This window comes from Polaribacter sp. AHE13PA (assembly GCF_019278505.1).
Lineage (GTDB): Bacteria > Bacteroidota > Bacteroidia > Flavobacteriales > Flavobacteriaceae > Polaribacter.
In genome coordinates this window covers 2701309-2727434 of record NZ_CP058985.1, presented here as the reverse complement: position 1 = coordinate 2727434, position 26126 = coordinate 2701309, and the positions used below count along the sequence as shown (strand labels likewise).

Genomic DNA, 26126 nt, shown 5'->3' with positions numbered 1-26126 from the left:
ATTTAGAAAGCTAAAAAGTAAATAGCAAAAAAAAACCATGAAGCACTCTTCATGGTTTTTTTTGTTACTTATAAATAGATTATAATTTTACTTGTTTTGTGCTTAAGTGAAACTCTTCATATGTTTCTAATAAGCTCATTAAAGCTTTAATTAAATCTTTTGTTTCTAACAATACACTAAAGTATAAAGTTGTGTTTTTAGGACTAGTTTCATCTGTTCTAATTCTTGCAACTTGTTTTTCAATAGAAGATCTTACGCTTTGTAACAACTCATTCTTTTCTATTAATAGGCTGTTTAAATTGTCTAATTCTCTATTTTCGAAAATAGCCGCTTCTTTAGTTAATAAAGCAGATAAAGCAACATCAATAGTTTTTAAATCTTTTATTTGACCTTTCTTTAAGTTTTTATGATTGTTATTTACATGTTTGTAGCTTGCTCTAGAAATATAACTAATAGATTGCGCTATATCTTGTAAATAGCCTAAAACCATAATATAAAATCTACTTGCTTCTACAGACGTTTCATCTAAAGATTTAATAAAATAGAAAACGCCATCTTTTAAACCATCTATTTCATCATTAAGTTTGGCAACGTGTTTGTCTGTTTTACGTAATTTATTTAAATCGTGGTTTGCTAAATCATTTACCACATTGGTATATAATTTATTTACACGGTTTATAACTTCAGAAATATGATCTGCACTTTCTTCAATTACTCCATTAATAGTAATTAATTCTGCTCTTTCTATATATACTTGTTTTTTTACTTCTTTAGATTTTCTTCTGTGAATTAGACTGTTTCTTCCAATTAAGAATGCAACAAGCGCCAATAGAATAGGAATCATAACCATATCCCAACTAATTAAATATGCTACTAAAGCTGCAGCTAAAAAGGCTGTAATTGCGGTTAAAAACCATCCACCAACAACATTTATTACTCCGGCAACTCTATAAACTGCACTTTCACGTCCCCAAGCTCTATCTGCCAAAGAAGTACCCATAGCAACCATAAATGTTACATAAGTAGTAGACAATGGTAATTTCATAGAAGTTGCAATAGATATTAAGATACCAGCAACAATTAAGTTAACAGAAGCTCTTACTAAATCGAAAGCAGGTAATTCGTATGTTTTATCTTTCGGTAATTCTATTACCGGTTTTTGAAACTTAGAATCTACATAATTCAATGCCTTTTTCGGGAAAATTTTAGCAATTCCAAAATTAAGACCCATTGCAAATCTTACCACAACTCTAGATAAAGGGTTTGGCTGAAATTTTTCATGTCCTTCTCCCTGACGAGATAAATCGATACCTGTTTTTATTACATTTTGTGCTTTACTAGAAGTCCATAAAGTAACCACCATTATAGCTCCTGCAATTAATAATAACCAAATGTTAGAAGGTACTTTTTTTGCTAAAATACCCATAGAAAATGCATCTGCTTCAATACCAGAAATACTCCAAGACTGGTAAGAGTTCCATGCTGCAATTGGTACCCCTACAAAGTTTACCAAGTCATTTCCAGAGAAAGCCATTGCTAAAGAAAATGTACCAACTCCAATAATCAATTTTAAAATATTAACTTTAAAAAACTGAATTAAAATTTGAGAAATTATAGCCCAGATAACAAAACTTCCTAAAATAATAGCTAATGTGTTTCCTTCAATTAAATGTGCTATATCAGAATACCAAGGAGTTCCTTTCATTCCTTTTATAATGATAAAGTAGGTAATTGCAGTAATTGCAAATCCACCAAATAGCGCACTAATATAAGTAGCTCTCTTATTAAAGTTAAAAGTATAAATAAGTCTCGATACAAACTGTACAAGTGCACCTACAGAGAATGCGACGACAACGGATAATAGTATTCCATTAATAATTTCAAAAGCTTTTTCATGGTTAATATAGCTCCAAATATCTGAAATAGATTGTGCTTCGTTAGCAGATATTTTTATTAAAGAAATACAAACGGCAGCTCCTAAAAGTTCAAATACAATAGAAACGGTTGTAGATGTAGGCATCCCGAGCGTGTTAAAGATATCTAGTAATAAAATATCTGTAATCATTACGGCCATAAAAATGAACATAATATCTTGGAACATAAACATGTTAGGGTTAAAAATTCCTTTACGTGCAACTTCCATCATTCCACTAGAGGTAACTGCTCCAAAAAACACCCCTAAACTTGCAATTATCATAATATTTCTTACAGATATTGCTTTTGAGCCTATGGCTGAATTTAAGAAGTTAACGGCGTCATTACTAACTCCTATAACTAAATCTACTATAGCTAAAATAGCTAGAGCTACTAACATTAAAATATATGGATCTCCCATTTTGTTTATTTAATTTTTTTGTTGTGCAAATTTACAAACATATAAAATTGCTAATGTTATGTTTATGTTATCTTAATCGATATTAAAAATGAATATCTACCTGTAGCCTAAAACGCAATTTGTTTGTGTTAAAGCCAATATCAGTATAGCTTAGGTCTGTTTGTACTTTTAATTTATGACCTGCAATGTATTTAGATACTCCTAAGGTATATTCATTTTCGGCTCCTTCACCGGTTATTTTTTTGTCTAAAGTTACGTTGGTGTATCGTGCAGATACTTCTATTGTTTTAGATACTAAATATCCTGTTTGTAAATTTAAACCATTACCAACCTGAACAGCATCACCAGTTAAACTGCCATCAGAATTTTTAGCTAATGCATCGTCTGCGTTTCTATTTGCATATTCTGCCATAAAGGAAAAACCATTATGTTTATACATCGCATCAAAATAAAGTGTAGAAATATTTGTAGAGAAAAAACCAGTATCATTATACATATAAGAACCTTGGTTACTTCTTGTTTTAGAAGCGTTGTTGTTAAAGTCGTAAGCAAAAGCTAAAGACAGTCTAGGGTCTTTTTCAAATTTTAAATCACTACCTAAATAATCTCCTTTACTGGCAAAATCTCCAAATGGAAATAATTCTATTCTTGTAGTGTATTGATGACCTCCAATATTACCTGTTGTAATATTTCTACCTTCTCCTTGTGCAATGGAAACTGTTTCTTTAACCAGAAAGCGATCTGTAAGGTTAAAATGGTGTTTTAATTGAATTCCCATATCTCTGTCTATATTAAAATTACTATTTAATATAGATCTGTTTACCATTTGCATATTGGCAGACGAGATTAAGCGTTCTCTGTTTCCAGGAAGCTTTGTTTGTCCAAACCATAATACAAAATTTCCAGAAAAATTCCATTTTAAAACAGCGTCTAAAATATATCTAGGTGCATCGTGTGTAAACTCAGAAGCACCAGCTTGATCTCTGTTAGATAAACCTAATTCTACTTTATATTTTAGTTTTGGAGAAAAAGCAAAACCATCAAACTTTAGGCGAGATCTTCTAATTAACATAGAAGATTCTGGGTTAGATAGCCCACTACTTGCATCCCATTTAGAAATTGCTAGTGTTTGAAATCTTAATCCAACCTTCATTGTAAAGGTACTGTCTTTACCAACTAAGTTAAAGAGGCCATTTCCAAATTTAGGTGCGTTTGTTTCTTGTGCTTGTATACTTAAAAAAGTACACATAATAATGAGAACTACTACTTTACGTAGTGCTGGGGATTGCATAATTATTAGTTTTTGTCGATGCAAAGAACTGTTAACAATGTTAAATTAATGTTAATTTAGTATTAAGTAAACAAAAAAACTGCCTTGGTGAGAGGCAGTAGATCATAAATTGTAGTCGACAAAAACTAATTTAATTTATGGTAATCTTTATTTCTAAAGAATAGTTCAAATATCTCACCAAAAATTAAAATGAATGTTTTTTCAAAATTAAAAAAATGTTAACGATTTATACTCGCTTAACATTTAGTTAATGTTTTTGTGATGCAAGCATAATTTAAAGCTAACATAGAATTTACAAATGCGATGGACTTTTGCGGCAGTAAATTATACGAAAAAAATGAAAAAATTTTTATTTATTACTTTTTTAGCTTTTAGCCAATTATTATTAGCACAAAGTACAGGTACATTAAAGGGTATATTATCTGATGGGGAAACAAACAACGAACCATTGCCTTTTGCAAACGTTCTTATTAAAGGAACCGCAATGGGTACAACTACCGATTTTGATGGAAATTATACTTTAAACGTACCAGCAGGGAGTCATACTGTTGTTTTTAGTTTTTTAGGATATAAAACAATTGAAAAGCCAATTACAATTGCAGCAGGAGAGACTGTAACAATTAATCAAATACTATCTGCAGAAGAAGGCGTTTCTTTAGAAGAGGTGGTTATTATGTCTTCTACTAGTAAAGAAAAACTAAGCGCTTTAATTTTAGATCAAAAGAAAGCAGTTTCTATAAAGACTACAATTGGGGCACAAGAATTAGCAACCAAAGGTGTTTCTGATGCAGAAGGAGCGGTAACAAAAACGGCAGGAGTTTCTAAAGGTTCTAAAAATGTAATTGTAAGAGGTTTAGGAGATAGATATAATTCTACAACTTTAAACGGATTGCCTTTGCCTTCTGAAGACCCAGAATACAAAAACATTTCTTTAGACTTTTTTGATACTAGCATTATTAAAAATATTGGTGTAAATAAAGTTTTTACAGCAGATCTTAGTGGAGATGTTGGTGGAGCAAACATAGATATCGTTTCTAAAGAATTGGTTAAAAAGAGTCTATTAAGTGTAAGCGCTTCTTTGGGTGCAAATACACAAACTGTGTCTAAAAATTTTTTAACTATAGATGGTACAAATAGATTTGGAACTCAGAGTACAGGGATTCCTGTAAATGATTTAACAAAGTATTCTTTTAATAATTCTTGGAAACCTCAAAACCAAGATTTTCAGTTAAATAATAGTATTTCTTTTGCAGGTGGAAAGAAATTTGATATTGGAGAAGATTCTTTTAGCTTTTTTATTGTTGGTGGTTTTGATGGAAGTTATAATTATGTTGATGGTAATATAAAACAAACAACAAGTTCTGGAGATGTTTTTCAAGATCAAGATTTTCAAAAATATGAATATAATGTGTCGCAAATCTTAATGGCAAACTTAAAGTATAAGTTTGAAGAAGGGCATAGTATTGCATACAACCACTTGTTTATTCATAACAACAAACAATCTATTGGAGATTATTTAGGGTCTAACAACCCAGAACAAGACGGAGATTTAGAATACCAAAGAAGACAACAAACTAATAATAATGAGTTGTATGTAAACCAACTTATTGGAAACATAGAATTGTCTGATAGATTAAATCTTGAGGCAAAAGGTTCTTTAAATTTTATTAGAGGTAGTGAGCCAGATAGAAGAACTAATAAGTATCTTTTTAGAGATGATTTTTATAGTCCTCAAACAAGTTCTGCCGGAGAAAATGAACGTTACTTTGCAAAGTTAGAAGAAAATGATTATGCTGCTAAAGGAAAATTTTCTTATAAATTAAAAGAAGATGACGAAGATATTAGTGTTTTAGAATTTGGTGGAGATTACAGATATACAGAACGTTTATTCTCTTCAACAATTTTTAATCATGATTTTTCTAGTAGAGTAGAAATAGATTTAGAAGATCCAGATGCTATTTTTAATCAATCTTCTATAGATAATAATATTTTCGATTTAGAAACAGGTAGAGGTGGTTCTAGTAATCCTTCTGCGTTTTTACCATTTACTTACAGAGGTAAAAGACAAATATTTGGTGCATTTGGTAACTTAGTATATCAACTTGGTGATAATTTAATAGCTTCTGCAGGAGCAAGATTCGAAAAAATTCAACAAAGAGTTACTTATAATACCAACATTGCACAATCTGGTGTAGACGGTGCATCAAATTTAGATAATACGTACGTTTTACCAAGTTTTAATATAAAATATAATTTTAACGATAATAGTATTTTTAGAATTGCAGGTAGTCAATCTTATACATTTCCTCAGTTTAAAGAAACTGCACCATTTAAATATCAAGACATCAGTTTTTCATCTCAAGGTAACCCAGATTTAAAACCATCTGATGATTATAATTTTGATGCAAAATACGAATACTACTTTTCATCATCAGAATTAGTAACGGTAACAGGTTTTTATAAAAACATACAAAACTCTATTGCAAGAACAGAAATTCCTTCTGGTGGTAATACATTAACGTATTTAAATGTTGGTAATGCTTCTGTATATGGTTTAGAAATAGAAGCAAGAAAAAACTTATATGAAATAGAAGATAAAGATTTAAAAATTGTAGGTGGTTTAAATACTTCAATTTTAGTTTCTAATGTAGATTTAGATAAAAGCTCTATAGCTCAGTTTACAAATGCAACGAGTGATTTAGAAGGAGCAACACCGTTTTTATTAAATGCAGATATTTCTATCAATAAAAAATATAACGACAACACTTTTATGTCTTCTGTAGTCTTTAATTATTTTAGTGAAAGAGTATACTCTATTGGTACAAGAGGTTTTGAAAATGTTTTAGAAAAAGGAATACCAACTTTAGATTTGGTTTCTTCTTATAACTTTAATAACAATTATAGTATAAAATTAAAAGCAACAAATATATTAAACCCAGATTATCAGTTAACTAGAGCTGGTTTTGATGGAGGTGAAAATATTGTGTTAAGAAATTATAAAAAAGGTGTTAACCTAAGTTTAGGATTTGCTTACAATTTCTAAAGAAACCCTTGTTTTAATAACAATTCTTTAAGATTTAGATAAAACAAAATAGACATTGTAAGTGCAACTTTGCAGAAGTTAATAAAACTAAACAATTTAAATAAATTAATAAAAACAAAAATGAAAAAATCAATTTTATCAATCGTTGCAATTGCATCTTTAGTATTAAGTAGTTGTTCTTTAAGTGATGATGATGCTGCAGTAATTGTTGGGGGAGAAGTAACTGCACAAAACTTAGCAGGAAATTTAACGTCTGATTTAACTTTAAGTTCTGGTGTTGCTCATAACTTAACAGGAGCACTTTTAGTAAAATCTGGCGCAACTTTAACAATAGAAGCTGGTACAACAGTTAATGCTTTAGCAGGTGGTACAGATGTTTATATTTTGGTAGAAAAAGGAGGTAAAATAATAGCAGATGGTACTGCAGAGAACCCTATTAAATTTACATCTAGTGCAATTATTCCAAATGCAGGAGATTGGGGTGGAATTATCTTAAACGGTAATGCTCCTTTAAGTAGACAATCTGGGGCAGATAGTAATGCTGCAACAGAAGTTAAAAATTCAATTTTATTTGGAGGTTCTGATGTTGATGATAACTCAGGAGTTTTAGATTATGTAATCATGGAGTATACTGGTGCAAGAATTGATGATGAAGCAGAACATAATGGTTTAACTTTAAACGGAGTTGGTGCTGGTACATCAATTTCTAACATTGCTATTTTTAATGGTGATGATGATGGTATAGAATTTTTTGGAGGTACTGTAAATGTATCTAACATTTTAGTTGTAAACGCAAAAGATGATATGTTCGATTTTTCTCAAGGTTATGTTGGTACTTGTACAAACTTATACGGAGTTAGAGAAAATGGTTATACTGCTGTAACTTCTGATCCAAGAGGAATTGAAGCTGATGGTAACTTAGATGGAAACTCTCCTTCTGATATTAACGAATCTAATTTTACTATCAATGGTGTTACAATTATTAATAATGCAGACGGTGTAGAAATGTCTGATGGTATTAAAATTAGAAGAGATGCTACTGCAACTATTACAAACGCATATTTAGCTTTAGGAGCTGGAGCATTATTTGGAGATGTTGTAGATTTACAAGATAGTAAATCTGATTCTACAGAGTCTACTACTATAACTGGTATTGCAAACACTGCAAACGGTTTAGATATTACAGATGTAAAAAACACTACTGTTGGTGGAGCTAGTATTACTTTAACAGCTGGTACAACTGGTGGAGCAGATAATTCTGTATTTTCTTGGACTGGTTATAACTTCTAAGAAGATATAATAAATAATTTACTTTAATAAAAAGCAGGCTTTTAAGCCTGCTTTTTTTATGTTTTATAGTTACATATAAGAAGAAATAGTGAGTGCTTTATTTACAGTTTGTTTTTACTTAAAAGAGTGAGTAAACTATTTTTTGTAATGATTATATATTATTGTTAAAGTATATAAGACTCTTTTAAGGGTCTAAAATTAAGTGCATAGTTCGTTTAAATAGAGTACAATGCTATATGTAACAAAAAAAACGCACTCTAGAGTGCGTTTTATAAATTATAAGAGATGTTTAAATTAGAATCTCCAACCAATATTAACACCTAATCTAGGTACTAAAGTGGGTGAGTCAGATCCAAATAAGTTTCTACCAACACCAGCGTGTACATCAATAGTTAAACCACTTCCTGTAATATACTTTGTACCAACAGCAACACCTAAGGCACCATCTGTATATTTGTTATCGTAAACTCCAGGGTTATTTTCTTCATCAGATTCTTCTTTTCCAGAATTGATTCCTAAAAAAGCTTCACCAAAAAAGTTCCATTCTTCGTTTGTAGAAAAATAATTACGGTAATAAGGTGTAATCATAGTGTTTTCATTGTATCTAAAACTATCATCTTGATTGGCTAAGTTAAATAAAGCAGAAATACCAAAAGAAGAACTTTCAGAGATGTAGTTTTCATAAGAAAACTCTAAACTTTTTATAACCAATGCATCTCCAATGTCTAATTTAATTTCTTGTTGTGCGTAGCTTAAAGTACTCGCTAAAAGTCCGAAAGCTAAAAGTAATTTTTTCATGTTTTTTGTTTTTTTGTATTTAATGATTTTTATAGAGTGCAAATCTAATAAATAAGATTGGTTTTAGAATCTATATCCTAAAGAGATTCCACCTCTACCTACAGCCTCTAAAGAGCTGTTATCTCCACCTAAATTGCGTCCTAACCCTAAATATATTTCTGTTGTAAAGCCTTTTTTAGAAATAAATTTTCCTCCAACAGATATACCTACAGCAAATTCCGTTTTAGTATCTCCATTATAAGAACTATTATAATTTCCATAACCATCAATATAATAGTCGTAATTATTGTTTTTATAAGAATGCAACATTCCAAAACCTTCTACAAAAAAACCTCTGGCAAATTTGCTAGAGAAGTATCTTCTATAAAAAGGCGTTAAAGAAAATTTTCGATACTCATCTACATCTTCATTTTTGTCAAACCCAACTAGAACTCCAACTCCAAAAGAAGATTCATCATTAATTAAATACTCATAAGAAACATCTATCCATTCAAAAGCTAGCGCACCTAATACATTTAATTTTACTTCGTGTTTTTTATTGATGTCTTGTGGATGTTGTTCTTCTTTTTCTTGAGCAATAGAAATTGCTGAAGTAAACAATAAAAGAAATAATGTAATTTTTTTCATAATAGATTTTTTTGGTTGATGTAACAAACGTATTAAAAAAGGACCCAAGTTTCTAAAAAATAGCTCTTAATTGCACACTTCCGGTATGGATTGTTTTTGTGCTTTCACTCTTTCTACCCAAATAAGATAAATTTAGATTTAAAAAAGTATTTAATTTTTGATTGAATAAAAGATTCCAAGTGTAATTTTTTCCATCTTGTAAACCTTCTAACATTTGGTAGGCAACGGGCGAGTTCGTATCTCCTGTAAAGTCATTCAAAAACACGTTTGCGTTGGCAGAAATTTGATTCTTTTTACTGTTGATGTAGAAATATTCAATTCCGAATTTTTGTTGCTTCAAATGTTCAAAATCTCCCAGTTGGTTCTCTTTGTTTTTAAAGTGATAAAAAGCCGTTAAACGATTGCTGTCATTGTATAAAAAACTAATTTTTGGTTGAAATTCGATGGCATTAATTGTATAGTTTCTATTGTTAAAATTGGCTGTTTTTAAATCGTTTTCAGCGGTTTTACCCATTAACTCAAGCAACCAAAAAGTTGCAAATTTATGTGCAAAATCTAGCTGATGTAACTCAATGTTATTTTCTTGGTTTCCTATAAAGTATTGTTGCTTATTTCTATTTTTTCCGTAGGTGTAGGTTGTGCTATATTTTTGAAGATTTCTATTGAAATAAAGACTATTTCTAAGACTGAAATTTAAACTAATCAGTTTACTTTCATCAAAATCAAAAGGATTAAAATTAAAAGAATTTCCTATTCTTTGCTGTTCATTTTCTACACTTAAAAAACTCTGATTGTAAAAATTAGAAAGCAATTTTTTAATCCCATTTTTAGCTTTCCAAATTCTTGGATTTAATGTTATAGACTGTGTAAATTTTGCACGTTGCGTAGCAATAAATTGTAAGTTTGGTTTTGGTAAACGCAAATATTCTGCTTGGTCTTGAAATTCTGCAATTTCAAATTCATCAAAATCCTTAACGCCGTCGCTGTTATAATCTATCCAAGTATAATAGCCTAAACCAGGTTCTGTTTTTACGTAAATATATTCTTGTTGGGCAACGTTACCCGATGAGGTTTCATAAACGGTTCCTAAATTGATAAAACTATTAAATAATTCCTGATTAAAAACAACTTTAGAATTTAACGATTTTTCATTGTCTGTAAACTTGTTTTCTGTAAGTCTGTAATTGGCAAAAACACTTAAATTGGTTTGTTTGTTCTGAATGATTTTACTGTTGATGTAAAACGTTTTTCTATTGTTGATTTCTGTAAAACTATTCGATTTTATACTGTCGTTATTTCTGTAATTAAACCCCATTTTAGCAAACACATTGGTAGAGTCTCCAATACCAAAATAAGTTTCATATTCTTTAAATTTATGACTTGTATTGATAAATTCTTGTGAAGTAATATCTTTTCTACTATTGGTTTCAAAATTAATAAACGCACCCAACCATTTTTTATTAAAATCGTGTTCTGCTTTCGCTTTTGCTGTAAAAAAGGAGTTATCTTCTGTGGTTGAGGTATTTTTTAAAAAACTACCATTTACATAAAAAGAAGTGTTTTTTAACTTCATTTTAGATTGTAGTTCATGTTTGTTACCAGAAAAAATATCTTTATATGTTAAGTTGTTGTATCGATATAAAATAAAATCTTCCTTTTTATTTTGTAAACTAAATTCCGATTGAAAATAACTTTTAGTAGCGTCGTTGGTTAAAATATTCCAATCTCTATTAAACTCGACAGATTCCCAACGTTGAGCGGTTTTAAAATTATTTTGTACAAATTCATGGCTTACATTACTTTGTAGTTTCCATTCTTTATCAATTAAAGTTTGCTGCCAATTTACCTTTGTTGCAATGGCTTTATTTTGGGCATCATCTATGGTAGAAAACAAATTGGCATCATTATTACTAAGTGCAACTTCTGTATTAATAATCGTTTTTTCTGAAGGATTGTATGCAGATTGTACGATAAACAACTGAGATTTTGTTGGTGGAGTTAAACGGATGATAGGATTGTAACTCCCTTGATTTGTGCCCACAAACAAAAAGATATTACCGATTGCTGTGGTTTCATCTAAAACATAATCTCCTAAATTGTTACCAACATTAGAAAAAGTTACCGTGTACAATTCATCTGTAGCGTTGTTGGAATATTCAAAAATTTCTTCACTTCCATTAAGTACCTTTTTATACAAGATTTTATTATCATTAAAAGCATCTTCATAGGCACTTTCTGCAATCATTAAATCTGTATTGTTACCTGCACTTTCTAAGATTTGCTTTTGTACATCTGTTAAGTTTTGTTGTATTGGTTGGTTTTTAGCATCATTCTCCGAATAAAAATAACCAGCGATGCTAAATTTTTCACCTTCATAGGAAGCTTCATCATATGTTATAAAACGCGTATAGTTTCTTTCTGAATACTGAAAATCAATCTGAATTCTCATATCATTGGTGATTGGATAAGTAGTGTTGAACTCTATTTCTCCAAGATTATAATCGATGGTATAATCGTTTTCTTCTCCACGTTTAATCTGAATTCCGTTGATAAATACCTTCTCGCTACCTTCAATAATTAAAATAGCAGTTTCATTATTGGCTCCTAAAATTTTATAAGGACCTTGGTTGCCTTCTACACTTGTAATGTTATACGAGCTAAATCGTCCTCTTACAACTGCACCAGAAGCAGCAACTTTAAAATTGTCGTTTAGCTGGGCTTCTACCAATAAACCAGAAACTTGTTTGGTAAAAGGTAAGAAGTAACTTTTGGTGTTTTGTAATGAAATATCACCTGCTTTTACGCGCCAATTATCGGTAAACATTTCAATAAAAATACGATCGAAATCAGTAATATTTTGTGAATATCCATTTTCTTGAATGGGAATATTGGTGTCAAAAATATTGGCTCTTAAGGTAACGTCTTTAGAGAGTTTACCCGATATTTCTAAATCTAAAGCAGAGTTTGTAACTGCATTTTGGTTATTACCAGAAGTAATTCCTCTAGTGATAAATCCTTTGGTTTGTAAACCATCAAATAATTTTATGTCCGATGCTTTTTTATTGGTGGTTAAACTGTATAATTTACCCGTATTTGTGCCATTTGGTAGGATAAATTTATCATCAAAAGGTGTGTAAACTTTGGTAATAAAATCTGGAAGCCTAAAATATTCAACCGTAATTTCTGTGTGTTTTGTTGAATCAATAATTAAAACGGCATTGCTAAAATCGACTGTGTATTCAGAAAATGGAATCTCCTTTGAGAAAGCATTGACTACTTTAAATTTCTGCGGATTTAAAGCAACAGAATCTAATTGAATGGTATCTTTTACAATCAAATATTTTTGCACTCTAAAATCTTTAGATACAGTTTGAGATTGGATTGAGAATCCAATAAAAAGTAAAAAGAAGAAGAGAACTCTTTGAATCATAAAAAACTATATGTTCTAAACGTAAAAATATGTTTTTTAATGTTTGAAAATAAAAATTAAAATAATGATTGTTGCTTTACGGGATTTTCGTGTGCTAATAACCATTTTTTACGCCAAATTCCGCCAGCATAACCTGTTAAAGAACCATCTGAACCAATAACTCTATGACACGGAATAATGATCCAAATTGGGTTTTTACCATTTGCAGAGGCAACTGCTCTTATGGCTTTTACATCTCCTAAAGCTTTGCTTTGTTCTAAATAAGTTCTCGTTTTATTAAATGGAATATTCAGTAATTCATTCCAAACTTTTTTCTGAAAATCGGTTCCTTGTGGATTTAATTTTAAATCGAAATCAATTCTTTTTCCAGAAAAATATTGGTCTAATTGAGTGACACATTCTTGCAAACAATCAGGTGTTTTCATACTTGTCTCTTCGATCGCAGTAGAGAAATCTTCATCTAAAACCGAAACCGATTGAATTCCGTTTTCACCACCTACAATTTTTGCGGTTCCCAATGGTGTTTTGTAATATGTGGTTTGTAAACTCAATTAAAGTTGTATTTTTTTCTTAATTCTTTAACTTCTTCATCAGAGGAATAATTCATCATTAGTAAACCTTCAACAGTTTTTATCTTTTTGTTCTTAATTTGTTCTGCAATATAATTTCTTGCTGCTGCTGTTTTCTTAAACTTATCAGTAAAAATAGCAATTAACTGTTTCGGATTTGCTCTTGTAAACTTGTTTTTTACAATTTGTGCAGATAAAAAGTCAGAAATTAAATGCGTCTCTCTTAAGCTACAAATTTGAATTTGTTTTTCTATTTTTTTATCATCCGTAGAGATTTCTACAAAATTATTAACACCTATGCTGTACATTGGTTTAATGCTAGAATGTGTGTTTTTTGCTTTCCCTTCATAGTCATCAACAGATAGTTTAATAGAAATAACATCAGTAAAATTTATTTTTTCTTTATCAATAATAAATTCATCCGAAGTTATTTTTAGGTACCCTGTATAATTTATCAAAATATCTTCTTTAGAAAACATTGTAAAAAATACAGAAGCAATAAAGGTTATAAAAGAAATAACAGCTACTGGGTAAAAAATAGTTTCTATAAAATCAAATTCTAAATATACTTTGTTGATTGAAATAATTACACAAGCAAACATTCCAATTGTTAGTCCTAAATAAGTATATGTTTTAGGGTGTTCAAAATTGAAGAATTTTTCTTCTGTTGTAATTGTATCAAATACCATTTATATACCAAAAACATCTTTAGAATTCTGAGTTGTAATGGCAGCAATTTCATCAAAAGAAAGTCCGTAAATATCTACCAATTTATCAACAACGTTGGTTAAATAAGCACTTTCATTTCTTTTTCCTCTGTATGGAGTTGGCGCTAAATAAGGCGCATCTGTTTCTAAAACAATGTGTTTTATATCAATTTCATTCAAAAATTTATCAATCTTACCATTTTTAAAAGTAGCTACACCACCAATTCCTAATTTCATATTGTAAGAAATAGCTTGTTTTGCTTGTTCTAAAGTCCCAGTAAAACAGTGAAAAATCCCTCTTAAATCATCACTTTTTTCAGATTCTAATACTTCAAAAACTTCATCAAAAGCATTTCTACAGTGAATGTTAATCGGCATTTTTTTCTCTTTTGCCCACTGAATTTGTGTTCTAAAAGCATCTTGCTGTTCTGTTAAAAAGGTTTTATCCCAATATAAATCCATTCCGATTTCGCCAATAGCGTAAAATTTTTTTTCATCAATCCATTTTTTAACATGCGCTAGTTCTTCTAAATAGTTTTCTTTAACAGAAGTAGGGTGTAAGCCCATCATTAAAAAAACATCATTTGGATAGTCTTTTTCTAATTGAAACATTTTATCTGTATATGTAGAATCTATCGCAGGAATAAAAAAACGAGTAACACCAGCGTCTTTAGCGCGTTGCATCATTTCTGATTGATCTTCTTTAAACTGACTAGAATATAAATGGGTGTGTGTATCTGTAATCATGTTGTGTAAAATTTCAGCTGCAAAACTACAAATTATTCTTAGTGAAAAGGGCTATTGTTTAGCGTTTTATAAAACGTACCTTTGCAGAAAAATATTAAGAATGACTTTTCAAGATTTAGGAATCTCTAATCAATTACAATATGCTATTGACGATTTGGGTTATGTAACGCCAACGCCAATACAAGAACAAGCATTTTCTGTTGTAAGATCGGGGAAAGATGTAGTGGGAATTGCGCAAACAGGTACCGGAAAAACCTTTGCGTATATGATGCCTATTTTGCAAGAATTAAAGTTTTCTAAGCAAAAACATCCTCGAGTTTTGGTTTTAGTACCAACGCGTGAGCTTGTTTTACAAGTGGTTGAACAGATAGAACAACTATCTAAATATATTAATACGCGTGTTTTAGGTGTGTATGGTGGTGCAAACATTAATACCCAAAAACAAGCTATTTTACAAGGACAAGATATTATTGTGGCAACTCCTGGTCGTTTATATGACTTGGCGTTGAGCAATGCTTTAAAGCTAAAATCTATTCAGAAATTAGTAATTGATGAGGTAGATGTAATGTTAGATCTAGGGTTTCGTTTTCAGTTGATGAATATCTTTGACGTGATTCCAGAAAGAAGACAAAACGTATTATTTTCTGCTACGATGACGGAAGATGTAGATTTGTTAATTTACGATTTCTTTAAAAATCCAGAGAAAATATCTGTTGCAGTAAGTGGAACACCTTTAGATAATATAGAGCAAGTTTCTTATAACATTCCTAACTTTTTTACCAAAGTTAATTTGTTACATGAGCTTTTAGCAGATAAAGAAACGTATAATAAAGTATTGATTTTTGTTGGTTTTAAAAGAACTGCAGATTTGTTATTTAAGCACTTACAAGAAGCGTTTAATGATGAAATGTGTGTGATTCACTCTAATAAAACGCAGAATTATAGAATTCGTTCTATAAAACAGTTTGATGAAGGTAAAAACCGAATTTTACTAGCTACCGATGTAATGGCGCGTGGTTTAGATTTTGACAACGTTTCTCATGTTATCAATTTTGATACACCAGAATTTCCTGAAAACTATATGCACAGAATTGGTAGAACTGGTCGTGCAGAAAGAGCAGGGAAAACGATTCTTTTTTCTACTCCAAGCGAGCAAGAAACAAAAAAAGGTATTGAAGAATTAATGAATTATGAAATTCCGGTTTTAGACTTACCAGAACACGTTGAAATTTCTAAATTATTAACAGAAGATGAACGTCCGAAAGAAGATCAAGGGATTTCTAAGAACAGAACTTCTTTAGAATATGTTCCAGGACCTGCGTTTCACGAAAAGAGTGAGAAAAATAGCCAAGTAAATTTAGGTGGTTCTTACAGACGAGAAATTGCTGCAAAATATAAGAAGCCTAAAACAAGAGGAGATAAAAACTACAATAAACATAACAAGAAAAAGAAAAAATAATGCAGATTTTAACAGCACAAGAATTGCATAATTTAGCAATGAACATTGTTGGTAAGAAGCTTACAAAAATGGGGTATGAGTTTCAGGCTATAAACAGTCAGTTAAAAAGACATCCCCAATTTGTGTTATTTAAAAAAGGAGAACCTACTATTTTTGTCTTAGTAAAGGCGAGTAATAATATTCAAAATCCGAATGAATATGATACCATTTGGATGGAGACTTTTAAAAATCACGCCAAAAAACAAAATGCCAAAGTTTGGTTTGCCGGCGTAGGAATAGCCAACGCAGAAAGTGTTGAAAGTCCTGTTTTTAAAGACCAACCTTACTACGAGGCTTTTGATGATTTTATCAAGATTTTGGAGTAGGGTTGGTTGACGGTTATTTATAAGCTTTGTTTAAGTAGTGAATTTCGTAAATTGGCAAAATACTTGCAATTTTTTTTACATGCTGTTGGCAACAGTTATTATTCAACGAAATCATTAATTTCAGTTCGTAAATTTTCCAAACTATTAAAACTACAATTTGTGGCAATACGGTAACAAAAGGAGTCCATATTTCTCGAGACTAAACCATAATCAGATTCAATAATTTGTTTTAACATTTTCAATAAATATTTCCCAGGCATGTGTTTGATGCATAAATCTAAAGTTTCTAAACTTATTAATCTTTTAGATTTATTTCGTTGAGAGTTTATGGAATATCTTCCGTCTATAAGCTTTAATTCTCTATCAATATCATTTTCATAACTTGCTATTTGAGGTTCTTTTTCGTCAAATTGACCATTATTAAAGTTTAAAAAACGTTCGTGATTTAAAGAGATGTTTTTTAAATGACTACAAGTGTTTTGTACAATTAGATGTAGACGAACTAAGTTTTTAAGTGATTTTGAAATATTAAATAAGGTAGCTTCGATGTCTAAAGAAGCTTCAATTTCATTTCTATTTAGCTTTGGTTTTTCTCCTATAATATATTCGACCAAAGTGTCTTTTTCTAAAAGATGATTTTCTATAGAATACCTTTCTAAATAAAATAAATTTGGATTTTCAACTATTTTATCCAAAATATCATCAAAATCTTTATCTACTATATACACCTTTTCTTTGTTGTCTGTATTTAACAGAGATTCTCTAACAACATTTTCTTTGCCATTTAGTGGGAAAATTTTTTCGATATGTATGGTCGGAAATAAATTTTTCAATATACAAAAGAAAAAATTTTCTTGGTCTTCATCTTCAATATAGAATGATATATCATTAAATTGAACATAAAATATATCTTCTCCTGCTCTATAATTATCGTTTTTTACAGGCATGCTTTCTTCAACTGTTATCATTTAATATGGTAATAAAACTGTACAATATTCTTTGTTTTTTGCCACAATAGAAGGGGAATGCGTGGCAAATAGTAATTGAGTATTACTTGGCATTATGGTTTTAATTCCTTCTAAAAAGTTTTCTTGCCATTTAGGATGAAGTGATAATTCAGGTTCGTCTATGATAAACAATTTCCCAAGTTTATTATTAAACTTGATATAAGTAAATAAAATCAAAATCTGTTTTTCACCAGATGATAAATTCTCAATCTCTCTATTATCCTGAATTATTTTGGAATTTTTATTTAATATTCTAAATTTTAATTTAGAGGTTCTTTTATCAAAATATATTTCTTTTGCTGAATCTTTAAGAAAAAGATTAACGGTATCTAAATATTGTTTTAATGACACAAAAAAACGTTTTGATTTATTTTCAAAATCTTCAAATTCCTTTATTAGTTCCTTAATCTTGCGAAATTGATTAACATTTGTAATGTATAAAATATCAAGAGATTTTTCTTTATCCTTTTTGTTGACCTGGTTGAGAATTGATTTTAAATTTGAAAAATACCTTTCAATTTTACTTAGAGCTTCAGCTTGTTGATTTTTTCTAACAGTGCTGTTAGTTCGTTTGTCAATGACATTTTCCTCAAAATAATCTTTCACTTTAATTTCAAGCAACTCAACTTGTTTTAAAGGTATTTTTGGTGATTCAAGTAATTCGTGTAAATTTTCTAAAGTAAGTGTTTCTTCAAATGACGAAAGCATAATTTTATCATTTAATCTCTTATTTAAGTCTAGAATTTTATTTTTATAGCTCATATATTCCATTCCAGATAAGCTCATTACTTTATCCAAAGGGCTTGCTACTTTTTTCTGATTAACTACTCTTTTTCTGAATCTACCATTATCATCTTCGATATATGAAATATCTTCTCCTTCTTCTGTAAACAAATTTCGATCAAGTCCTATTACAATAGGATTCGGTAACTGAGAAAATAAAAACTCCCAAGTTTCAACTTCATGTGGTTCAGGTCTTAAGTGTTTATAGTCAAAGTTTTGCTGTTCTCTAATTACTATGTTTTTTGTTAGCTTCTTAGGGTGTACGTTAAAATCAGCTTGAATTTGTGGGTAGCTATAATTTTTTGAAATATTATCTAAGTCTATTGTAAGTTCTTTTTCATTTTGTCTATTTATTAAAATGTAGTCTTCATTTTTATAATTAAAATGTAATTCTATTTTATCAAATTCATTTGCGCATAAATTTGATAAAGAAGGAACTAACAACCAATTTATTATATTAAGAACACTAGTTTTTCCAGAACCATTTATTCCAACAAGAAGGTTAATGTTTTTATTGAATTCTATATCTTTATTTAAATAACCGTAAAGATTTTTTATTATTATTCTTTTTATATTCATAGTTTTTTTAATTGTTGCCTAACTATAATGGTATCGAACGTTTTAATGTTTTAAATCAGAAGTTAAACTAATTTAGCTATTTTTTTTGCTTTAAATGTGTATGATTCTACTCTAATATTATCGTTTTATTTTTTGGATATTTAACCAAGTATTTTAAAATAAAGTTTTTACTTTCATTTGGTGCAATTGTAAATTCCCATTTTATTTCACCTGATTGATTGTTTCTTTTTGCTCCTGAAATTTCTGAAACTTCAATTTTTATATCTTCATTGGTAGAAACCGGAATTTGATCATATATCACCATACTAATTTGTTGTGATTTATTATTTTTTACATCAATATTCCATCCTCTAGACTCTTCTTTTTTACTTCCAATAAAGTTCTTAGAGATAAATTCATTTACTTTTTCTCTTTTTACACTTACATTTTTATCTCTACCAAGAGATATTTGCAAAGTATCGGTAGCATACCTAACATCTAACAATGTTTTACCAATATATGTGCCTTCAAAAAAGATGTTTGCTTCTCCTTCTAGTAAATTGTACTGCTCCCAATTAGAAATGTTAGCAATTAAGAATGCATCTTTATCAATTTTAGGTACAGAGTAATACTGATAGAATGCAGGTAAATTATAGGTGTCAATATCTACAGAATAACTTTTATTATCTGATTTTATAGTATAAGGTGTTTTTATTTCAAAATCTACTGTTGTTTGGTTTTCTGTTTGAACTGTTTGAAGAGGTATACTATTTGCACCTCGAATATTAATTCCAGCTACCGTGCCTTGAAGCGCTTCGGTTACAGATTTTCTTTTACGAGTAGTTCCGTATCCAATTACAACTACTTCATCTAATGTTGCTGAATCTTCTTCTAACATTATATTTAATACTTCACTTTGAATAGGTTTGGTCTGACTGATATATCCCAAATAAGAAAAAACCAAAGAGCTTTCATTATTAGGAATTGTTATTGAGTATTTACCATCAAAATCTGTAGAAGTTCCTATTGTGGTTCCTTTTATTAACACCGTAGCTCCTGGTAGTGGATTATTGTCTTGATCTAATACAACTCCACTAACTTCATTACTAGCTCTGTTATAAACTGGTGGACGCGTGTTGTAATTTAAAAAATAGGTTTTAAGTTCAGGTGCAACTCCAGATACATTAGGGTTTGCAGACGACAAGTTTAATTTTACATTATCCCAACTAACCTTTGTATCTTGCTTAATGCTTGCCTTGTAAATTAGTTCTACTGGTTCGTTAACATTTTTTGCTCTTATATCATAAGTAGGAAACCAACCTGCATTCTCAACTACATACGATAATTCAAAATTTGCTGTAACGTTATTTTTAGCCGCTATTTTTACCAAAATCTCTCCATTAGGAAATTCCTTTTTTCCTGAGATTGTATTTATTTGATTGGTTAAATCGCTACTTTCTATACTTAGATTTTTTAACGTATTGTTTCTTTCAATCTCTTTAATTTTAAGTTCTTTCAGTTTAGTACCAAAAAAGATGGATGCATTTTTAAGATTAGTAACACTTACCTCTTGGTTTTTACCTCCAATATTTCTATTCTCCTTAAGAAAAGCTAATTCTTCTTTCAAGATTTGCAAATAGGTACGTTCTAATATTATTTTATCGTCAACTTCTTTAAGTTTGGTTTCTAAATCAACTAATTCCTTTTGTTTGTCTAATTTTTCTATAAAGTTTTGTTGATGATTTACGCCTAAAACGGTGATGTTTCCTTCCGCTTTTACCTGAATACTTTTAGCGTCTATAAAAGGAGACAAATTAGAGAATTTTAAAATAGTTTTACCTTGTTTTACTTCAACCTTTTTTTTCCTTGTAATTTGAGCTCCTTCTAGAAATACAGTAACCTCATTAACATTGGTAGCTATCTTTTTTTCTATTATTTCTTGTGAATATGTGTTGCAAAAGAATAAGCAAAAAGCAATTAGTAAGGGAATTTTAATGTTAGTCATTTTATTGTTTAGTTGAGTAGTTAGGTTTAATGCTATTGATATCGAGGGTTTTAATATTTTATATCAGAAGTTAAACGAAGTTACCGTATTTATTTAACAAATTCAAATTTGCCTATACATAAAAACCACCTCATTAGAGGTGGTTTTTATGCTATTTAAAAGTATACCCTTTGGGTAATAAAAGTCTATTTATGGATTTGTAGACCATAAAGAAGCTCCTTTAAGCATGGCTCTTCTTGGTAATTTTAATCCAGCTACAATTAACTCAGCAAAATCTTCTGGTTGTAAAACAGAATCTTCAGAATCTTTGTTTGCAATACCTAATTCTACAGACATATCAGATGCAATTGTACTTGGTGTTAACGTACAAACTCTAATGTTGTTTTTACGTACTTCTTTCATTAAAGATTCCGACATACCAATAACCGCAAATTTAGAAGCAGAATAGGCAGATGTAGTTGCATTTCCGTTTAATCCTGCAGTAGAAGCAACATTAAAAATATCACCCTCATTTTTATCAATTAAATAAGGTAAAACCTCTTTTGTTACATGATACATACCCATAACATTGGTTTGTATAATTTGGGTCCATTTGCTAACCTCCATGTCGTTTAAAGAACCAAAAGCTGCAATTCCGGCATTGTTTACTAGAATATCAACCGTACCTAAAGAGTTTACAATGTTCTTGATTCCTGTTTTAACTTCTTCGTAAACACCAACATCAAAAACTTCGTAAATGGCTTTAACGCCAAATGCTTCTAATTCTGCAACTGTTTCTTTTAAAACAGCTTCAGTTCTACCAGTTATGGCAACGTCAATTCCTTCTTTTGCAAAGGCTATTGCGGTTGCTTTTCCTAAACCTCTTCCGCCACCTGTAATAATTGCTTTTTTGTTTTTTAAATTTTCCATTTTTAAATTTTTAAAGTATGACTATTTTCTAAACAAAAAACCATCTGAATTTCAGATGGTTTTAAATTTTTATTCAATAAAGATTATTTATTAGCATCTTGCTCTAACAAATCAAAGAATTGATCTAATTTAGGCATGATGATAATTTTTGTTCTTCTGTTTATTGCTTTATTAGCAGCAGTATTATTGTCTACTAAAGGAACATATTGACTTCTACCAGCTGCAATTAATCTTCCTGGTTTAACTCCGAATTTATATTGTAAAATTCTTGTTATAGAAGTTGCTCTTAAAGCAGATAAATCCCAGTTGTCTTGAATAACAGTTCTCTTAATTGGTGTAGAATCTGTATGACCTTCAATCATAACTTCCATTTCTGGTTGGTCTTTAATTACTTTAGATATTTTTTCTAAAACAGTGTATGCTTTGTCAGTTACATTATAACTACCGCTTTTAAACAATAATTTGTCTGAAATAGAGATAAATACTACAGTCTTTTCTACATTAACCTGTATGTCTTCATCTTGAATTCCGTCAGTTAAGTTTTTAGTTAAGTGGTATTTAATTGCAAGGTTTAATGAATCCTTTTGAGTCATTGCTGCTCTAATACCGTTTATGAATTTATCTTTTTCACTTAACTGTGTAATAACGTTTTTAATATTATCTGAAGAAGATTGTGTTAAAACCGTTAAGTTTTCAACTTGCTTTAAAGCACCTTTTTTATCCTCTTTTAAAGAGTTAATTTGCTCTGTAAGTGTTGCTACATCTTTTTCGCTTTCAATTAAACACTTCTGTAAAGTTGCTTTTACATCTACTAATTCTGTTGTAGTTTGATCATGTTCGTCCTGTAAAGTAACAAACTTCTTTTTAGAAACACAAGAACTAACTATAACTGCAGTCAATAATAAGATTGATATTTTTTTCATTGGTAATAATATTTAATTAAGTCAACAAATTTAACGAATTGTTGTTACAAAAAATACTATAAATGATATTTTATGAAAACTTTATGCTCTATTTTTGTAAAAGATTTTAAATTTTATGATTCTAAAAAATAAAGTTATAGTTACTATCGTTTTACTAGTGTTTCTTTCTTGTTCTAAAGAAAAAATAAAAGACTATACCTTAACAGGGCGCGTATTTGGTACCACTTATAAGATTGTTTATTTAGATGGTGCTAAGGACTATCAAACCTCTTTAGATAGTCTGTTTTTTTTAATGAATAAATCCTTATCAACCTATATTCCTAGTTCAGATATTTCTAGAATTAATAAAGGAGATTCTACTGTTATTGTTGATGATTTATTTTTAGAGGTTTTTAAAAAATCGAAAAGAATTTATACGGAAACCAATGGTTATTTTGACCCAACTGTTGGAAACCTAGTTAATGCTTGGGGTTTTGGTCCAAAGAATGAAAAGATCAATTTAAACGAAGATCAGGTAAAACAAGAAATGCAGTATGTTGGTTTAGATAAAGTAACTTTTGCTGATGGTAAAATAAAAAAACAAGATCCTAAAATTTATTTAGATTTTAATTCTATTGCCAAAGGGTTCGGAATTGATGTAGTAGCTCGTTTTTTGGATAGTAAAAATATCTCGAATTATTTGGTTGAAATTGGCGGAGAAATTAGAGCTAAAGGGATAAAAAAAGAAAATCATCCTTGGGTTATAAAATTAGTAAATCCTATAAAAAAGGACAGTATTAAAGGATATCGAAAAATAAATTTGTCTAATAAATCGATGGCTACTTCAGGTAACTATAGAAAATTTAGAGTTACAGAAGACGGACACAAATACGTGCATACAGTAAATCCTAAAACGGGGTATGCCGTAGAAAGTAATTTGTTAAGTGCTTCCGTTATAGCGGGTATAGATTGTGCAGATACAGATGCGTATGCAACTGCTTTTATGGCAATGGGATTAGAGAAAGCGAAAGAGTTTTTAGATATTCATAAAAATATTGATGCCATTCTATTATTTAATAATGAGAACGGAGATTTAGAAGAATACACTACAAATGCCTTTAAGTAGTTCACTTTTTATGCTGTGTTTTTGTTATCTTGCATTGTAGATACATAACACTGAATAATTTGTATTACTATGATGAGATTACTTCTAACACTTTTATGCATAATTTCTTTTACATTCACAAATGCGCAGTCTAACACAGATATTGCTAATGTGTATTTAAGGAGAGCAAAAGAAGCAGTAGAAACCAAGGTAAATTACAAAGAAGCATTAGTGCAATTTGAAAAAGCATTAAAGTATTTCGATTCAATTTCAGACAAAAATCTAGCTACTTTGGCTTCTTCTATTTATTTTGAAAATCATCAACTTCAAACTACTGATAAAGAAAAAATAGCATTTCTAAAAAACTCAGAAACTTATAGTAGACGGTATTTTGTTTTAGAACAAGATAATACTGCCGAAGGATATATCAAAAATTTAGAGAGTCTTATTTTGATTCAGGAATCTATAGAATCTTTAGAAACTAAATTAAAGAAAGAGGAAGAACAGCGTCTTAGAAGGGAGAAAGCGTCAAAAAAAATAGACTCTCTAAAAAGTCTTTGGAATCAAAAATCTGAATCCCTTTCTATAAAGGTAGATAGTATTTATAATTTTAATACGAACAATGTAGCACTTTTTAAAAAGGATGGAAATTTTGGAGTTATAGATGATAGAGGCAGAATTGTAGTAGAAGCCACCGATTATAAAGACGCCATCTCTTCCGAAGGTTTTATTTTATTGAAAAATAAAAAAGAGCAACCCAATCAAATTTATTGCTTTAACTCAAATAACAAAAAGGGATTTATTTTACCAAGTGTTAATAGATTTAATTCTATAGCTACACATTATGGACAGGTAATGTTACCAAGAGGAAATGGACGATTGGTTACATATCCAAATAATTCTTTTGAGCCATTGGTTTATGACTTAAATCTTAAAAAACAGGTTAGAATTACCAATAAATCAGAATTATTGAAATCTCTAAAAAAGGAAGATCTAATTGATAGATATAATAAAGATGGTGAGGTTAAGATAAATAAAGAATGGTACTTGTTTGAAGGTGATCTAGGAGGAGGAATGTATTCATTGTATTTTGAGGATAGTTACAAAGTACACTCTTTTTTAAGTACTACGACTAAAAAAATATTAAGTGCAGATGCTGGATTTGAATATATAGGAGCTTATTATAAAGAAACCTTTCAGGCAATTAAAAAAGGTAAAGTTATTTGGATCAACCAAGAAGGAGCAAAGGTAAGTAATGCAAAAGATGGAGCAAAAAAATATTTAGGAGACTCTAAAGTAGTTCAATTAGCGTCGGGTAAATACCAAATTATAAGAAATAATGTAATTGTATTGGGTGATAAAGAATTAGAAAAATTAAGTGATTTTTTAAGAAAACACAAAAAGAATTAATTTTTATAACACACCGGAAGAATTTCATTTTTCATTAAACAAAATCGTTCTAATTTTTCTGGAGCGATTTTTTTTGTATAATCTACTTCATCCACCTTAAAACCTATAGATCGCAGTTTGTCAAAATAATCTCTACCGTACACTCTTACGTGATCATATTGTCCAAAAATTTTAGCACGCTCTGTTCTGTCTATAATGGTGTCGTCTTCAAATGTATGTTCTCTAGATAAATCTTGCGGAATTTGAAAAATACCAAATCCTCCTTTTTTAAGCACTCTAAATAGCTCTTGCATCGCTTTGATATCATCTGTAATATGTTCTAATACATGATTACAGAAAACAACATCAAAAGAGTTGTCATCAAAAGGCAAGTCGCAGATATCGGCTTTTACATCTGCAATTGGAGATTCTAGATCAGATGTGATATAGTCTAAGTTTTTTTGCTTTCTAAAAATGTCTAAAAAACATTGTTCTGGAGCAATGTGTAAAGTTTTAAGTTTTTCTGTTGATGTAAAAAAAGGAGTTTCATCTCTTAAAAATAACCACATTAAACGATGTCTTTCTAAAGATAGGGTAGAAGGAGAAAGTGCATTTTCTCTTTGTTTACCATATCCGTAAGGTAAAAATTTTCTAAAACTCTTGCCATCTATTGGATCTGTAAATGTATTGCCCTTTAAAGAAAAAGCAATAATTGGCCTTACTAGATAACTAGCTTTTATTAACCAAGGTCTTGGGATGGTATTTAGAATGGATTTAAAAATTTTCATGGCTATTTCACAGAGATTC

General features: G+C 29.8%; 20 protein-coding genes. 6 read left to right on the top strand and 14 right to left on the bottom strand.

The window, feature by feature from the left end; genetic code table 11:
- Positions 1-79 precede the first annotated feature (79 nt).
- Together H0I28_RS11670 and H0I28_RS11665 are read right to left on the bottom strand one after the other, a co-directional pair.
- Positions 80-2335 (bottom strand): inorganic phosphate transporter, encoded by a 2256-nt coding sequence (locus H0I28_RS11670; RefSeq protein WP_218754547.1) that lies wholly within the window; start codon positions 2333-2335, stop codon positions 80-82.
- An 82-nt stretch (positions 2336-2417) separates the two neighbouring features.
- Entirely contained in the window at positions 2418-3626 is a 1209-nt protein-coding gene (locus tag H0I28_RS11665; RefSeq protein WP_218754546.1) for a porin, read from the bottom strand.
- 337 nt (positions 3627-3963) lie between these two features.
- On the opposite strand from H0I28_RS11665, the gene H0I28_RS11660 reads away from it, so the two are divergent.
- Positions 3964-6669 carry a TonB-dependent receptor gene (locus H0I28_RS11660; RefSeq protein WP_218759217.1) on the top strand — a complete coding sequence of 902 codons (2706 nt, stop codon included), beginning with the start codon at positions 3964-3966 and terminating at the stop codon, positions 6667-6669.
- Between the two features lie 120 nt (positions 6670-6789).
- The gene (locus H0I28_RS11655) at positions 6790-7959 is read left to right on the top strand and encodes a hypothetical protein (RefSeq protein ID WP_218731653.1); all 1170 of its coding nucleotides are present in this window, start codon (positions 6790-6792) and stop codon (positions 7957-7959) included.
- Positions 7960-8253: 294 nt separating this feature from the next.
- Here the strand turns inward: H0I28_RS11655 and H0I28_RS11650 are convergent, their stop codons facing one another.
- The 6 genes from H0I28_RS11650 to H0I28_RS11625 form a co-directional block, all read right to left on the bottom strand.
- Complete coding sequence (locus tag H0I28_RS11650; RefSeq protein ID WP_165731828.1) at positions 8254-8757, bottom strand: DUF3575 domain-containing protein; 504 nt, start codon at positions 8755-8757, stop codon at positions 8254-8256.
- A gap of 63 nt (positions 8758-8820) precedes the next feature.
- On the bottom strand, positions 8821-9384 hold the full coding sequence (locus H0I28_RS11645) for a DUF3575 domain-containing protein (RefSeq protein ID WP_218759216.1): 564 nt from the start codon (positions 9382-9384) through the stop codon (positions 8821-8823).
- 52 nt (positions 9385-9436) lie between these two features.
- On the bottom strand, positions 9437-12814 hold the full coding sequence (locus H0I28_RS11640; RefSeq protein WP_218759215.1) for a hypothetical protein: 3378 nt from the start codon (positions 12812-12814) through the stop codon (positions 9437-9439).
- A gap of 56 nt (positions 12815-12870) precedes the next feature.
- Positions 12871-13365 carry a methylated-DNA--[protein]-cysteine S-methyltransferase gene (locus tag H0I28_RS11635; RefSeq protein WP_218759214.1) on the bottom strand — a complete coding sequence of 165 codons (495 nt, stop codon included), beginning with the start codon at positions 13363-13365 and terminating at the stop codon, positions 12871-12873.
- A complete protein-coding gene (locus H0I28_RS11630) occupies positions 13362-14072 on the bottom strand; it encodes a hypothetical protein (RefSeq protein ID WP_218731649.1) in 711 nt (236 codons plus the stop codon). The genes H0I28_RS11635 and H0I28_RS11630 overlap by 4 nt, the downstream gene beginning before the upstream one ends.
- Positions 14073-14837, bottom strand: coding sequence for a TatD family hydrolase (locus H0I28_RS11625; RefSeq protein WP_218759213.1), 765 nt, complete (start codon positions 14835-14837; stop codon positions 14073-14075).
- 100 nt (positions 14838-14937) lie between these two features.
- Between H0I28_RS11625 and H0I28_RS11620 the strand changes: the two genes are divergently transcribed.
- Entirely contained in the window at positions 14938-16296 is a 1359-nt protein-coding gene (locus H0I28_RS11620) for a DEAD/DEAH box helicase (RefSeq protein ID WP_218731647.1), read from the top strand.
- Complete coding sequence (locus H0I28_RS11615) at positions 16296-16661, top strand: Na(+)-translocating NADH-quinone reductase subunit F (RefSeq protein ID WP_166387593.1); 366 nt, start codon at positions 16296-16298, stop codon at positions 16659-16661. Before H0I28_RS11620 ends, H0I28_RS11615 begins: the two co-directional genes overlap by 1 nt.
- A 98-nt stretch (positions 16662-16759) precedes the next feature.
- On the opposite strand, the gene H0I28_RS11610 is transcribed toward H0I28_RS11615, so the two are convergent.
- From H0I28_RS11610 to H0I28_RS11590, 5 genes are all read right to left on the bottom strand, one after another.
- A complete protein-coding gene (locus H0I28_RS11610) occupies positions 16760-17629 on the bottom strand; it encodes a DUF4435 domain-containing protein (RefSeq protein WP_218759212.1) in 870 nt (289 codons plus the stop codon).
- Positions 17630-19030 (bottom strand): ATP-binding protein, encoded by a 1401-nt coding sequence (locus H0I28_RS11605; RefSeq protein ID WP_218759211.1) that lies wholly within the window; start codon positions 19028-19030, stop codon positions 17630-17632.
- Positions 19031-19136: 106 nt separating this feature from the next.
- Complete coding sequence (locus tag H0I28_RS11600) at positions 19137-21014, bottom strand: mucoidy inhibitor MuiA family protein (RefSeq protein WP_218759210.1); 1878 nt, start codon at positions 21012-21014, stop codon at positions 19137-19139.
- 189 nt (positions 21015-21203) lie between these two features.
- On the bottom strand, positions 21204-21923 hold the full coding sequence (locus H0I28_RS11595) for a 3-ketoacyl-ACP reductase (protein WP_218759209.1): 720 nt from the start codon (positions 21921-21923) through the stop codon (positions 21204-21206).
- An 83-nt stretch (positions 21924-22006) separates the two neighbouring features.
- The gene (locus tag H0I28_RS11590; protein ID WP_218731644.1) at positions 22007-22846 is read right to left on the bottom strand and encodes an OmpA family protein; all 840 of its coding nucleotides are present in this window, start codon (positions 22844-22846) and stop codon (positions 22007-22009) included.
- 115 nt (positions 22847-22961) lie between these two features.
- On the opposite strand from H0I28_RS11590, the gene H0I28_RS11585 reads away from it, so the two are divergent.
- Positions 22962-23951 (top strand): FAD:protein FMN transferase, encoded by a 990-nt coding sequence (locus tag H0I28_RS11585; protein WP_218759208.1) that lies wholly within the window; start codon positions 22962-22964, stop codon positions 23949-23951.
- A gap of 69 nt (positions 23952-24020) precedes the next feature.
- Positions 24021-25340: a hypothetical protein gene (locus H0I28_RS11580; protein WP_218759207.1), complete on the top strand. Its 1320-nt coding sequence runs from the start codon at positions 24021-24023 to the stop codon at positions 25338-25340.
- Here H0I28_RS11580 and H0I28_RS11575 read toward each other — a convergent pair.
- Positions 25337-26107: a class I SAM-dependent methyltransferase gene (locus H0I28_RS11575; RefSeq protein WP_218759206.1), complete on the bottom strand. Its 771-nt coding sequence runs from the start codon at positions 26105-26107 to the stop codon at positions 25337-25339. The genes H0I28_RS11580 and H0I28_RS11575 overlap by 4 nt on opposite strands.
- Positions 26108-26126: the final 19 nt, after the last annotated feature.